Source organism: Eudoraea chungangensis (assembly GCF_029360665.1).
In the GTDB taxonomy this organism is placed as follows: domain Bacteria; phylum Bacteroidota; class Bacteroidia; order Flavobacteriales; family Flavobacteriaceae; genus Eudoraea; species Eudoraea chungangensis.
Genome location: NZ_JARDUB010000006.1, coordinates 207,733 through 222,374, shown reverse-complemented (window position 1 = coordinate 222,374; position 14,642 = coordinate 207,733). Strand labels below are relative to the sequence as shown.

Below are 14,642 nucleotides of genomic sequence, written 5' to 3'. Positions count from 1 at the left end.
TAAGGCACTCCTTTTGATGTTATCTTTTTCAAAAGAAGGATTAAACTAGATGAAAGGTAAATTAGGTATCATAGTAATTTTATGTGTTTTGCTGCTTGGCTGTGACTCGCCTGAGAAGAAAAAATCAGTTAAATTACATAAAGAGGTAGAATTACAGCGCGACTTAAACGCCATAATCGAAGATGGAAAATTAAAAGCCATTCTTGCCTATAGCGGCACAAGCTATTTTCTTTATAAAGGCAAGCCAATGGGATTTGAATATGAGCTCCTTCAAAAATTAGCCGAGCATTTAAAGGTAGAATTGGAATTAAAAGTCTCCAAAAACTTAGACTCTCTCATAAGCCATTTATCAAAAGGTGATGTTGATTTAGTAGCGTATGGTTTGGCGATTACAGCTGAACGCAAAAAAAAGATAGCCTTTACAGATTATCTATATGTAACTAAACAGGTTTTAGTACAAAAGAAACCTAAAAATTGGCGAAGTCTTACTTTGGACCAAATTAATTCTCAGCTTGTGCAAGATCCGCTAGAGCTCATTGGAGATACTGTTTCGGTTAGGGAAAATAGTTCTTACTTTAAGCGTTTGTTAAACCTTTCGGAAGAAATGGGGGGAGATATAATAATAGACACCTTAGAGGGGAAGTACTCCACTGCCGAAATAATAAAAATGGTGGATGAGGAAAAAATAAAATTTACAATTGCTGATAAGAACATTGCCGATATCAACGCATCTTATTTTCCCTATCTGGATACAGAAGTACCAGTGAGTTTTTCACAAAGGATAGCCTGGGCTGTAAGACCCAGCTCTCCTAAGTTGTTGGATACTATAAATAGTTGGATAAATCAAGGGAGAGAGAGTTATGAATATCGGGTGATATACAATAAATATTTTAAAAACAAAGGCAGCTTTAGAAGTAGAGCCCGGAGTGATTTTTATAGTCTAAACCAAGAGCAAATTAGTCCTTATGACGATATTATAAAGGACAATGCAGAACGTGTTGGCATGGATTGGCGGCTTTTAGCGGCATTAGTCTATCAGGAGTCTAGATTTAAAAATGACTCGAATTCAAATAAAGGTGCAGCCGGACTTATGCAAATGATGCCCGCAACGGCAGAAGAATTAGGTGTGAAAAACAGATTAGATCCAGCAGAAAATATTAGAGCCGGAACGAACTATCTTCAAAAGATATACACAGATTTTGAGGATATTCCCGATTCTCTTCAACGTTTAAAATTTACCCTTGCTGCTTATAATTGCGGCTATTATCACCTTCGGGATGCACAAAAATTGGCTGTATCGAAAAATATGGATCCTTTGGTTTGGGATGGCCATGTAGATCAGATGATATTAGCTTTAAGCGATCCGGTTAATTATAACCTGCCGGAAGTTAGTCATGGCTATGTCAGAGGAATGGAAACGTATAATTATATCATTGAGATATTTGATCGTTTTGATCATTACGTTCAATTTTACGAGGAGGAATAGAAAAAAAAGGTCCGGTTAGTCCGGACCTCTTATTTTTTACAAGGATTCTATTACTCGGATTCAAGTCCCATTACAAGTTCATAAGCGATGCTGTAATTAAAGCCATCTGGTAAATATTCGTTCATCTTGGATTTAGAAATCACCCTTTGCCAGTCCTCATTATAACTGTCTTGATAACTCAGATAATTCATAACATCAGACATTTTTCCAAATCCGTCCCAGGTCAATACAGAGAATCTCGACATATTCCCTTTTGGATGGATTACCGACATCATCCCCCAGCCGGTCATTCCGGCCTCTCCTGATTTAATGGTTTTAGCATGCAGTGGCTTCCACAAACTTTTATTCTCAGAAATAAAACCTCCAAGATTTTTAGGTCGCGCATAGTTTACCACCACATATTTATTCTCTCCAGGAATCATATCTTCGATCTTAAGCCAATAATCAAATGCGGTGGGAGCAATGTCATTAGTCTGCACCATGCCAGGAGAAACCCCCATGGCCTCCAAGTTTTCTGCTGACCAAATTGCACTTTGATCAATGCTTTCGGCACTTGCAAAGGTATTCATAATGACATAGTTAGGCGCCCCTCGTTCGGTAATTCCTACCTTCCGCCATAAGGACCAACCTGTCATTAATCCTTTGTCTATAGCTTTTTTGGCTACTTTAGACCAATACTTGGTTTCTTTAGTGACAAACTCGTTTTGTTTCCCATCTTTAACCGTTCGAAACTGCACATAGGCCACCTGGCCTACAAGGGTGCCGCTAAAAAGTAAAATAGCAGCAATTACTAATAAATTTTTCATTTTAAATATGGTTTTGGTTATTCCCTTAAATTTAATTAAAAATTGTGAAATACGGCTAGTTTACAAGACATAAATTACTGATATACAAAGTCATAGAAGAACTAATTATCCATAACCCAAATGCCGTGCCAGCTGGTTTTTTAGATAATAGTTATAAAAAGCCTCTGGAAAGGAATTGCTTTATTAGAATTCTTATTGTAATTTTTACCTATACAACAAAGTATGAAAAAAACAAGAAGAGAATTCCTTAAAAAAACTGGAATAGCTTCCAGCACTGCCCTTCTCGCACCTAGTATTCTGAGACCTTTTTCTTGGGCACAACAAAGGAAACTGGGGGTAGCCCTCGTAGGCCTCGGCTATTATAGTACGGATCTTTTAGCACCAGCCTTGCAATTAACAGAGAACTGCGAACTAAGAGGTATAGTCACAGGAAGTCCACAGAAAATACCGATTTGGCAGGAGAAGTATGGTATTAAAGATAAGAATGTATACAATTATACAAATTTTGACAAGCTTGCCAACAATCCGGATATTGATATTATCTATGTTGTTTTACCCCCTTCGATGCATGCTGAGTATACGATAAGGGGTGCCAATGCAGGCAAACATATCTGGTGTGAAAAACCAATGGCACCTTCGGTGGCAGATTGTGAAGCCATGATTAAAGCTTGTAGAGACAATAGGGTAAAACTATCTATTGGGTACCGCTGTCAGCACGATCCCAATATACAGGCCTATATGAAAGTAGCGAAAGAAAAGCCATTTGGCAAGGTAAAAATGATTACTTCTGCTGCTGGTTATTTTGATGGCAGATCTAATCATTGGAAACAGAATAAGGCTCTAGGAGGCGGTGCTATGGGGGATATGGGTGTTTATGCCCTACAGGGTGCAAGACTGGCTACTGGAGAGGAGCCTATTTCTGTTCTGGCCCAGGCTTCCACGACGAGGCCAGAAATCTATCATGAGGTAGAAGAGACCATGATGTTTCAACTTGATTTTCCAAGTGGTGCCAAAGCTGCCTGCCACACAAGTTTTGGTATACAGATGAACTACTTGCAGGTTAATTATGAAAATGGATGGCTTAAGATGGAACCTCATTCTTCTTATGGAGGAAACAAGGGAAGCATGTCTAACGGCACAATAATAAATTACCCATTAAGGAGTCAGCAGGCAAAACAAATGGATGAAGATGCCTTGGCTGTTTTGAATAATACTGCGCCTATAGTACCTGGAGAAGAGGGTCTAAGAGACATTCGAGTCGTAGAAGCCATATATAAATCGGCAGCTGAGAACTGTGCTATTAAATTATGAATAATCCCGTAAAACTGGTATTACTTCCCCCGACTATATACATATTTTTCCTTTTTAGCATCTTATTAGGTAGCTGTAGTTCAAAATCGGCAAATACTGCAAGCGTTAGGCCCAATGTTCTTTTTATTTTAGTAGATGACTTGGGAATGCAGGATTTAGGAGCCACGGGAAGCACCTTTTACGAGACCCCTAATATCGACAGACTGGCCTCAGAATCCTTTGTATTTACTCAGGGATACGCGAACAGCAGAGTATGTAGCCCGTCTAGAGCTAGTATTTTTACTGGACAGTTTACCGCCAGACATCAAATTACAGATTGGATTGGGGCTAAAAGCGGGAAGGATTGGAGAAGATACAAACGTCATGATAAAATGCTTCCAGCTACTTATAAAACCAATTTACCACATAATCATGTTACCATGGCGGAGGCATTTAAAGAGGCAGGGTATCAAACTTTTTTTGCAGGAAAATGGCACCTCGGAAATAAGGGATCCTATCCAGAAGATCACGGATTTGACATTAATGTTGGTGGATGGGAAAAAGGAAGTCCCATTGGGGGATATTTTTCGCCTTGGCAAAATCCTAGTTTGTTAAATAAAGTGGAGGGAGAAAACCTCTCCATTCGCCTGGCAAAAGAAACTGCTTCCTTTATTAAAGGCAATACTAAGAAACCCTTTTTTGCTTTCTTATCCTTTTACGCCGTCCATAGCCCACTAGAGACTACGGAAGAAAAATGGCTTAAGTACAGGGAGAAAGCTATCGCTATGGGAATAGACAGCATTGGTTTTGCAATGGAAAAAAAATTGCCAATTCGAAAGAATCAGGATAATCCGGTTTACGCAGGATTAGTATCACAAATGGATGCGGCGGTTGGTATAGTATTGGATGAACTTCGAAACCGTGGATTAGAAGATAATACCCTGGTTATATTCACTTCAGACAACGGGGGCGTAGCCTCAGGAGATAATTTTTCTACTTCGAATGCTCCGCTTAGAGGAGGCAAGGGCTACCAATGGGAAGGAGGTATTAGGGAACCATATTTTATAAAAACTACCAACATGGAAATAAAAGAAATCTCTTATCCAGTAAGCGGTGCGGACTTCTATCCTACTCTTTTAGATCTTGCTAATTTACCATTACTTCCTGCACAGCATAAGGATGGTATTAGTCTAAAACCTTTAATGGAAGAAAAGACAGCTATAATGCCTAAACGATCTTTGTACTGGCATTATCCACATTATGGAAATCAGGGGGGAGATCCCAGTTCAATAATAAGGAAAGATAAATGGAAGCTTATTCACTATTGGGAAGACAATCATAATGAGCTTTATGATTTAAGTACTGATCCCGGGGAACAGAAAGATTTAACTTCTGTACAAAAGGATATATCTGGCAAGCTATGGGTAGAATTAAGGGAATGGCTAAAAAGTGTCGAGGCCGTTTACCCAGTGGAAGATCCTTTATATGACAACAAAAAAGCAACTGAATTTAGAGAGGATATTCAACTAAAACTGCTTCCCGAACTAGAATTAAAACGCAAGCAAATGTATTCTAAAACCTATTCACCTAATTTAACTTGGTGGAACAGTAAGACTACTATAGACTAAACATAAATGTTCTGAGAACCATCAGACCTTTGGCGGTATTCCTAAGGGTATCCCTTAGAAAAAACATTCTAACCAATAACCTCTTTTGACATTTCTAATTGGTAGTTTTTAATCGGTAACTCCCTAATTCTTTGACCCGTTGCACTAAATATTGCATTGGTCAGGGCAGGTGCAATACCGGGGGTACTGGGCTCACCAGCTCCTCCTGGAAAACTGTCCGAGGAAATAATATAACTTTCAATAATCGGACATTCGTTCATTCGAAGCATCTCGTAATCGTGAAAATTACTCTCTACCACTGCCCCGTTTTCAATATTTATTTCCCCGTAAATTGCAGCTGTAAGGCCATAGATTATTCCACTTTCCATCTGTGCTACAAAACCATCTGGATGAAAAGCATACCCGGGATCTGCTGCACAAACTACTCGATGCACTTTTACTTTTCCTTTTATGATCTCCACTTCTACAACCTGCGCAACTATAGTTCCAAAAGACTTGTGAATAGAGATACCACGTCCCCAATTGGAAGGTAAGGAGGAAGACCAATTCGCTTTTTCAGCAGCTAGATCTAATACTTTTAAATGTCTTGGAGAATCTTTAAGGTGTTCTCTTCTAAATTCATATGGATCCTTGTTTGCCTTAATGGCAAGCTCATCCATAAACGATTCTGTAAAAAATCCATGCATAGATGAGTCTACGCTGCGCCAAAATCCCCAAGGGATAGGGTTTTCGGTCTCTGTATAATGTATAAACTGATTTTCAATGGCATAAGGAATATGAGGAGCTTCTGCAGGTTCGTTTTTAAACATAAACTGATTCTCCCAGCCGGTAACCATACCTTCCTGATTTAGCGAAGCTTTAAATCTACTTATATTGGCTTCTCTGTAATGATCTTGCCTTATATCTTCCTCTCTAGACCAAATTAGTTTTACGGGATAATCCACTTCTTGTGCAAGCAATGCAGCCTGTATGGCAACATCTGGTACAGACCTTCTTCCAAACCCACCACCCAAATACTGATTGTATACCTTTACCTTATCTATAGGAATATCCAAGACTTCAGCTACACTTTTGGCAAACCCCAAAGGATTCTGACTACCTAACCAAAGCTCACAAATACCGTCGTGCATATGAGCTGTGCAGTTCATAGGTTCCATTGTTGCATGTGCTAAAAAAGGCACCCTATATTCAGCTGATAACTGTTTTTCGTCGACTAAGAAGGTATTGGCCATATCGCCTTTATACACATCTTTTATTTGATCCCCGTCTTTATTTGCCTTCTCAAAGCATTCCAAATACATTTTATAAATATCATTTTGCGAAATAGATGCTTTGGAAGAGTCTTCAAATGTAATGGGTAATTTATTTATAGCAATTGAAGCCAACCAATAACTATCCGCAATAACCGCCACTGCCGTTTCTAATGAAATGACTTTATGTACGCCTTTCATTGATCTAATTGCTGCCTTATCTACAGATTTTAGTTTAGACCCAAATACCGGTGATGCTTTGATACTCGCATATTTCATGTTTGGCAGCTTAACATCTATTCCAAAGTATGCCGTTCCATTTACTTTTGAAGGTGCGTCTAGGCGCTTTGGTGAAGTTCCCATGAGTGTATATTCATCTGGAGATTTCAAACGGGGATTTACGTCTTGCTTAAGTTCTAAAGCAGACTCAGCTAAACTTGCATAAGGTATAGACTGTTTAGTCTTCTCATGTAATACATGACTCTTCTGGGCCTGTAATTCTTCCACGGGTAGTTTCCAAAGATCCGCGGCTGCCTTCATCAGAACCTCTTTTACAGCAGCTCCTGCCACCCGCATTGCATAGGTCCCTGTAAAACGAACAGAAGTGCTTCCACCGGTTATCTGAAGCCCCATTTGTTTGGTTATCGCTAAGAACGTTCCATTTAAAGTATCTGTCAAAAACGAAGGCAATTTTTTATTTTCTAAAATAAAGCCCTTGGCCAAGGCATAATTAGCATATTCCTTATCCGAAGGTGCCTCCATTACTTTTACCTTAGACCAATCCGCATCCATCTCATCTGCTAACATCATGGCTAAGGTAGTATGCGTGCCCTGGCCCATTTCGGCATGGGGTACAATAACGGTAATGGTATTGTCCCTGGCTATTTTCACCCAGATATTAAGTACCGTTTCGTCTTTATTCCCAATAAATCCTTTAACTTTCTTTGCTCTATTTCCCGGTCGGATAGCAATTCCCAAGACCAAAGCTCCCCCGCTTAAGACACCCAGGGATATAAACGCCCTTCTACTCCATTTCCCCATGACTCTTGCTTTTTGCATTTGTATCTAAAATCATTAACTCGGCGGCTCTTTTGATACCCCTCCGTATTCTGGGATAGGTACCACATCTACAAATATTTCCGCTCATAGCCTCATCGATATCCGCATCTGATGGATGGGAATTTTTGGAAAGTAAGGCATGGGCCGACATGAGTTGCCCAGATTGGCAATAACCACATTGCGGAACCTGTTCCTCTATCCATGACTCCTGAAGGAGGTGCATATGATCTTCATTTAGAGCAATACCTTCAATGGTAGTTATTTCTTTACCTTCTGCGGCTTGGGCAGGAGTTAAACACGATCTGACTGCGACCCCATCTAACTGTATGGTACATGCTCCACACTGCCCTATTCCACAACCAAACTTGGTACCCGTTAAGTTGCAATTCTCCCTTATAACCCACAATAAAGGTTTATATGGATCTACGTCAACTTCTATGTTCTTTTTGTTGATACTTAGGTTCATTTACTACCGCTTTTTCATTTAATAAGTTGATTAGAATACCTCAATAATTTAAAGTTAACACAATTATTTTATAATCGCGTTGGGTCATTTAAAATCTATTTGTGGTTCTTAAGTTCTATTTAAAGAGGATATAGTACTGGGGATATTAATTTTGGTAATCCCTTATCTTCCAAAAAACATTTATATTAAGTAGCTTTATAAGATATAAACATATGTGAATATGAAGTTTCCTTTCTGCGCTTTGACTATTTTTTTACTCTATGGATGCCCTTCCAATAATCTAAATACAGAAAAAGATTTTGAAGGAATTGATCAAGGACATACGTCTCCTTTATTAGATTCAGATTATCCTATTCAACCGGTTCCCTTTACCAATGTAAGCATAGAAGACACCTTTTGGACGCCAAGAATAGAAACAAATAGAAATATTACCCTTCCGTATAATTTTAAAAAATGTGAGGAGACCGGACGTATAAGTAATTTTAGTAAAGCTGGGGGCCTGGAAGATGGGGATTTCGAAGGTATATTTTTTAATGACTCTGATGTGTTCAAAGTAATAGAAGGTGCAAGTTATTCTTTGCAAGTACATAACGACCCTGAATTAAAAGCGTATTTAGATGAATTAATATTTAAAATTGCGACTGCGCAGGAGGAAGATGGCTATTTATATACCAACAGAACAATTAACCCAAGCAAAGCAGATGACAAGGCAGGAGAAGTTCGATGGACTCGATTGGTATCGCATCACGAACTATATAATGTAGGACATTTGTATGAGGCAGCTGTGGCACATTATCAAGCCACTGGGGAGCGTAGTCTCCTGGATGTGGCTATAAAAAATGCGAATTTAATAGACCGTGTTTTTGGGCCGGATAAGAACATGGGAGTCCCAGGACATCAAGAAATTGAAATTGGTCTGGTAAAACTCTACAGGGTGACTGGGGAGAGAAAATACCTAGATCTTGCAAAATTCTTTATAGATCAGCGGGGAAATGCCGATGGACATAATCTGAATGATGGAGACTATTCAGGAGAATACCAACAAGATCACCTTCCCCTTAAACAGCAAAGCACTGCTGTTGGACATGCGGTACGCGCGGGTTATTTTTATGCCGGAGCTACAGACGTTGCAGCGCTTACTGATGAGACCTCCTATGATAAGGCTTTAGGGCTGATATGGGAGGATATTGTACACAAAAAAATATATCTCACTGGAGGAATTGGGGCCGAACCTAAATACGAAGGTTTTGGTCCTGCTTATGAACTTCCAAATGCTACGGCCTATACAGAAACCTGTGCCGCCATCGCCCTTATGTTGTGGAACCATCGAATGTTTCTACGAAGTGGGGACGTGAAATATATGGACGTATTTGAAAGAACCCTATATAATGGTTTTTTAGCAGGTATCTCCATGGAAGGAAATACTTTTTTCTATCCTAATCCTCTAGAATCGGATGGAGTTTTTAAATTTAATCAAGGCGTATGCGGGCGTTCCCCCTGGTTTGATTGTTCGTGCTGTCCTGTGAATATTGTGCGTATATTACCTTCCTTACCGGGTTATGTTTATGCCGTGAATGAAGATGCAGTTTATATGAACCTATATATGAGTAACACGGCAGAGATCTCAATGGCAGAAGGAGTTTTATCTGTTAACCAAAAAACCAATTATCCTTGGAACGGAAAAGTGGAAGTAAGCTTCAATAATGCTAAGGGTATTAATGCTAACCTAAAGCTTAGAATTCCTGGCTGGAATAGGAACGAGGTCATGGATGGCGACCTATACACCTATACCGACGATGTGAAACCGGCCTGCGAATTAAGAATAAATGGAGAGCTTTTTGAAGTAGACACCCAGGAAGGTTATCTAGATATTCCCAAAAGAAAATGGAGTAAGAATGATACGTTGGAGATAATTTTTGAAATGCCTGTTAGAAAAGTTAAAAGTAACGATCTTGTAACAGCCAATAAAGGGAAAATGGCGCTTGAAAGAGGACCTATAGTCTATTGTATAGAGGCAGCAGACAACGATGATAAAATACTTGAAATATCCATCGCGGAAACAGCCAATTACCAATACAAATATGACAAGGATATACTTGGTGGCCTTGGTGTTTTAAGAGGTCCCTCCGCCTTAAATCAAAAGACTATAACGGCCATTCCCTATTATGCCTGGGCACATAGGGATATTGGGCCAATGGCGGTTTGGATGAAAACAGATTAATATGCTATTTTAAACCATCTCTATGAACCTATTCTTTTGTCGTTTTTTGAAAATGAGAATTACCATTCTGTTCTTACTTGTTCTCAGCATATCTGTTATGGGCCAACAAGAATCTCGTAGACCGAACATAATTCTAATTATGGCGGACGATATGGGCTTTTCAGATATTGGTGCCTATGGTGGAGAGATAAATACCCCTAATTTAGATTTCTTGGCTCAGAACGGACTCCGATTTACACAGTTTTACAATACGGCTCGTTGCTGTCCTACTAGGGCATCCCTGCTAACCGGGCTTTACCCTCATCAGGCGGGTATGGGCCATATGGTATACAACAGAGGTACCCATTCCTATCAGGGAGATTTAAGTCGGGATGCGGTAACAATTGCGGAGGTGTTAAAACAATCCGGATACAGTACTTATATGTCAGGCAAATGGCATATTACACCGTATGTTATTGAAAATCCTGATAAATCAAACTGGCCAAAACAAAGAGGTTTCGATAGATTTTTTGGGATGATTGCAGGAGCGGGTAGTTATTATGATCCTCTGTCTCTAACCCTCGAAAATGAATATGTAGCTCCAAAAGAAGGTTTTTACGCTACCACAGAGTTTACGAATTATGCGGTGAAGTATATTAAAGAACATACGTCTTCTAATCCTTTTTTTCTATATCTCCCCTATACCGCAGCACATTGGCCGATGCACGCACCGGCGCAGGAAGTTAAAAAGTATAAAGGAAAATACGATCAAGGCTGGGATGTTCTAAGAAATAACAGATATGAAAAAATGAAGAAAATGGGAGTTATTGATAAAAATTGGAGTTTAAGCCAAAGAGATTCTCTTATTGAAGCATGGAGCGATGATGTGGAAGATAAGGCATGGGAAATTGCCAATATGGAGGTTTATGCAGCCATGGTAGATATCATGGATCAAGGAATTGGTGAGATTATTGATATACTAAAAACAAAGGGAGAACTAGAAAATACTTTAATTTTCTTTTTGCAAGACAATGGCGCCTGCGCCGAAGATTTAAGCTGGAAACCATCTCCACCAGCAGATACAAGTCTCCAACCAATGGCAATTGGAGAATTACAAACCAAAGGTATGCCGGAAAGAACACGAGACGGAAGGCAGGTAAAAAAAATGAAGGATGCCTGGCCCGGTCCTGCCGACGGGTATACAGCTTACGGAAGAAATTGGGCAAATGCCAGTAATACTCCTTTTAGAGAATATAAGCATTGGGTGCATGAGGGAGGAATTGCCTCTCCTTTAATTGTTCATTGGCCAGATGGTATTAAGGTCAATGGCGGCTCATTTGAAAGAGTACCTTCCCATCTTATCGATATTATGGCTACCTGTGTTGAAGTGTCCGGAGCCTCTTACCCTAAAGAATATAATGATAGAGTAATAACCCCATTGGAAGGACAAAGCTTGTCACCCTTATTTCAGGACAATGAAATTGATGAGCGAGAGTTGTACTGGGAACATGAAGGCAATAGAGCTTTACGAAAAGGGAAATGGAAGATTGTGTCCAAAGTAAGTAAGACACATTTTGAAAAAACCCCAGAAATACTACCCATATCAGATTGGGAGCTATTTGATATGGAAAAGGATAGAACAGAAACTAGAGATTTGGCTAAGGACTATCCGGACTTGGTAAAAGAACTCTCAGATAGGTGGATGGTTTGGGCAAAGCGCACAAAAGTAATTCCTATTCCAAGAAGATAGATTTAATTATAAAAATTTGTTTATCAATTCCTTATCCAAAAGAAAAATTAGTAGGAAAACCTTGAGAAAATACTGGTAGGTACCACAATATTTGGCTTCAAACTATGTTATGGTTTCATATTTAACACTAAACTTTCAAAAAATCTAAAACATGTTTAAAAAAATCCTTTTTGTTGCCTTCTTGGTAATTTCGTTTCTAGAAGTAGAAGCTCAAGTCTATGAATATAGAATAGTAACCAGTATTGAATCCGTGGTTCCTATGGGTTTGGGTAGGTCTCGTATTATTTCCAATCAGGAAGATAAAGACTATATGGAATACACCTCTTCTAGAACTGTAGAAAGTAAAAAACAAAACAAGTCTAAAAGAAAAGAAGCCAAAGTGGATGACTTTGATGAAACTAAAATATTAAACTTCTATAGTGCTACTGGTATTAATTTCCAAAATATAGCTTCAAACGATGCTCTTTTGTCTTCTAAAGTTAATACGATGATAGAACAAGGTTGGGAACTTAGTTTTGTAACAAGTGGTGTAGAAAGTGATGCCGGAAAAGGTGACGGAACTGGTATTTTTATAACCCGATTTATATTCAAAAGAATAAAAGCATAAAAGCTTTATAGACTTTTATCAATAATATTGTTTTGGCCTTTACATGGAAAAGTGTAAAGGCCATTTTGTTTTAACTACCTCCTCTAATTATGTTATCGATGTAACCATATCGCTTTGGGATTGATTAATCACTTAAGAATTCTTATATTGAACTTCCTGAAAAATCTATATGGTTTTGGCACATTAATTTAGTCAGAGTGCTTTGTTTTCTCATATATAAATAAGGCGAAAATATTATATCTGGAAACCAAGAACTATATGTTGCTAAATACTAATATAACTTAAGAGGGCAAAAAGGGTAGCCGAAAACTTCATAGAGTAGGCAAAACTAAACCAACCATTATATGAAAACGCATTTTTTTAAAACACTTAAACACGCCATTAAGCATTGGTATTTATTTTTAATTGCCGGATTAGCATTTATAGCCGCTGCACTTTGGGTGCTATCTGATTTAGAATATTCTTACGTCTGGTGTGCATTTATCTTTAGTTTATCCTTCGTTGTATCTGGGGCAATAGAAGTTGTTTTTTCTATCGTAAATAGAAATACCGTAGATAACTGGGGATGGAAACTTGTCTTGGGCTTAATAACCTTAGCGGTGGGTATTGCTCTCTTGAATGATCCGGAAATATCCATGGTGACTTTACCTCTTTACGTAGGGTTCGTAATTCTGTTCCGCTCCATGAATGCCATAGGTATATCACTTGATCTTAAAAAATATGGAGTTAAGGATTGGGGTACTCTTTTAGGCATCGGAATTATTGGAGTGCTCATTGGATTTGTCTTATTAATGAATCCAATAATAGCAGGACTTTCTGTGGTTATTTGGGCTTCTGTTGGTTTACTTACTATGGGAGTATATAATATTTATCTGTCCTTTAAACTAAGAAAACTGCACCAGATTCCATCAAATATTTCTAAGGAGTTAAGAGATAAACTCCATGCTATCCAAGACAATATTAATGAGGAACTAAATAAGGGATAGAATATAAGAAGTTTTCAAGCTTTAATAATAACTTTCTTTAGATAGAAAGCCCGTTTAAAAGCTCATTTGCTAACAGAATTAATTATATAACCATTTTCTTTGAAAGTGGTCAATTAAAATCTAGAGAAAACAAATGATTCTTTGAGCGGGCTCTTTTTTTGACTTATTCCCTTTAACTTTTATAAAGGATTAGCGCTAAAGGTGTCACCTTGCGACAAATCGCCTGTTTCGAAACCTTTCTTAAACCAACGCATTCTTTGTTCTGAGGTTCCGTGGGTAAATGAATCTGGCACTACTCTGCCGGAAGATTGTCTTTGCAAACGATCATCCCCGATGGCATTTGCAGCATTCAACGCCTCCTCAAGGTCACCAGTTTCCATCATCTGTGTCATCTGCTGTGAATGATGTGCCCATACCCCTGCTAAAAAATCTGCCTGTAATTCTAATCGGACCGAATATTTGTTATATTCTGTTTTGCTCAATTGTCCCCTAAGACGCTGTACTTTATCACTAATACCTGTTATTTTTTGAATATGATGGCCAACCTCATGTGCAATAACATAGGCTTGCGCAAAGTCGCCCGGCGCATTGAGTTGCTTTTCCATTTCATAGAAAAAACTTAAATCTAGATAGAGCTTTTCATCCCCCGGGCAATAAAACGGACCAGTGGCACTAGAGGCTGAACCGCATGCAGAGGCAACAGAATTGGTAAAGAGTACTAAAGTAGGATCGCGATAATCTGGTAAGAGCTGATTCCATACATCTTCAGTACTCGCTAAAATAGTTGCACTAAAGTCCGCTAATTCATTTTCTTCTTCTGTTCCCTGATAGGGTGCCGAACTCACTGCCTGCCCACTACTTCCAAAAAACAGGTTGCCAATCAAGCTTAGAGGGTTATTTCCAGTAGCGAAAGAAAACACCAAAAAAATACCCACAATTATCAATCCTGTTTTAGAAAAAAGAAGCCGGATTAAAGGACCTAAAAGCAATGGGTTTATACCGCCCCTACTTCTACCGGGTCCGGACATTCCCCTTCTGTCGTCCACATTAGAACTTTTTCTTCTTCCCTGCCATTTCATAAGCTATCAATTAGATTATTATTTACTGTAAAAGA

General features: G+C 38.8%; 11 protein-coding genes. 7 read left to right on the top strand and 4 right to left on the bottom strand.

Features of this window, described 5'->3' with window-relative positions; genetic code table 11:
- Positions 1-49 precede the first annotated feature (49 nt).
- Positions 50-1,486 (top strand): MltF family protein, encoded by a 1,437-nt coding sequence (locus tag PXG98_RS13825; RefSeq protein ID WP_276391984.1) that lies wholly within the window; start codon positions 50-52, stop codon positions 1,484-1,486.
- A gap of 50 nt (positions 1,487-1,536) precedes the next feature.
- Here PXG98_RS13825 and PXG98_RS13820 read toward each other — a convergent pair whose 3' ends face one another.
- Positions 1,537-2,292: a hypothetical protein gene (locus PXG98_RS13820; RefSeq protein WP_276391982.1), complete on the bottom strand. Its 756-nt coding sequence runs from the start codon at positions 2,290-2,292 to the stop codon at positions 1,537-1,539.
- A gap of 222 nt (positions 2,293-2,514) precedes the next feature.
- Between PXG98_RS13820 and PXG98_RS13815 the strand changes: the two genes are divergently transcribed.
- Positions 2,515-3,603, top strand: a complete 1,089-nt coding sequence (locus PXG98_RS13815; protein ID WP_276391981.1) for a Gfo/Idh/MocA family protein — start codon at positions 2,515-2,517, stop codon at positions 3,601-3,603.
- Positions 3,600-5,210, top strand: coding sequence for a sulfatase (locus tag PXG98_RS13810; protein WP_276391980.1), 1,611 nt, complete (start codon positions 3,600-3,602; stop codon positions 5,208-5,210). The genes PXG98_RS13815 and PXG98_RS13810 overlap by 4 nt, the downstream gene beginning before the upstream one ends.
- Positions 5,211-5,278: 68 nt before the next feature.
- On the opposite strand, the gene PXG98_RS13805 is transcribed toward PXG98_RS13810, so the two are convergent.
- Complete coding sequence (locus tag PXG98_RS13805; RefSeq protein ID WP_276391978.1) at positions 5,279-7,501, bottom strand: xanthine dehydrogenase family protein molybdopterin-binding subunit; 2,223 nt, start codon at positions 7,499-7,501, stop codon at positions 5,279-5,281.
- Positions 7,485-7,985, bottom strand: coding sequence for a (2Fe-2S)-binding protein (locus PXG98_RS13800; RefSeq protein WP_276391975.1), 501 nt, complete (start codon positions 7,983-7,985; stop codon positions 7,485-7,487). The genes PXG98_RS13805 and PXG98_RS13800 overlap by 17 nt, the downstream gene beginning before the upstream one ends.
- 220 nt (positions 7,986-8,205) lie before the next feature.
- Between PXG98_RS13800 and PXG98_RS13795 the strand changes: the two genes are divergently transcribed.
- From PXG98_RS13795 to PXG98_RS13780, 4 genes are all read left to right on the top strand, one after another.
- Positions 8,206-10,206: a glycoside hydrolase family 127 protein gene (locus tag PXG98_RS13795; protein ID WP_276391974.1), complete on the top strand. Its 2,001-nt coding sequence runs from the start codon at positions 8,206-8,208 to the stop codon at positions 10,204-10,206.
- A gap of 22 nt (positions 10,207-10,228) precedes the next feature.
- Positions 10,229-11,935, top strand: coding sequence for an arylsulfatase (locus PXG98_RS13790; protein WP_276391973.1), 1,707 nt, complete (start codon positions 10,229-10,231; stop codon positions 11,933-11,935).
- A 151-nt stretch (positions 11,936-12,086) separates the two neighbouring features.
- Positions 12,087-12,542 carry a hypothetical protein gene (locus tag PXG98_RS13785; RefSeq protein ID WP_276391970.1) on the top strand — a complete coding sequence of 152 codons (456 nt, stop codon included), beginning with the start codon at positions 12,087-12,089 and terminating at the stop codon, positions 12,540-12,542.
- Positions 12,543-12,886: 344 nt separating this feature from the next.
- Entirely contained in the window at positions 12,887-13,528 is a 642-nt protein-coding gene (locus PXG98_RS13780) for an HdeD family acid-resistance protein (protein ID WP_276391968.1), read from the top strand.
- A gap of 179 nt (positions 13,529-13,707) precedes the next feature.
- On the opposite strand, the gene ypfJ is transcribed toward PXG98_RS13780, so the two are convergent.
- A complete protein-coding gene (gene ypfJ, locus PXG98_RS13775; protein ID WP_276391966.1) occupies positions 13,708-14,607 on the bottom strand; it encodes a KPN_02809 family neutral zinc metallopeptidase in 900 nt (299 codons plus the stop codon).
- Positions 14,608-14,642: the final 35 nt, after the last annotated feature.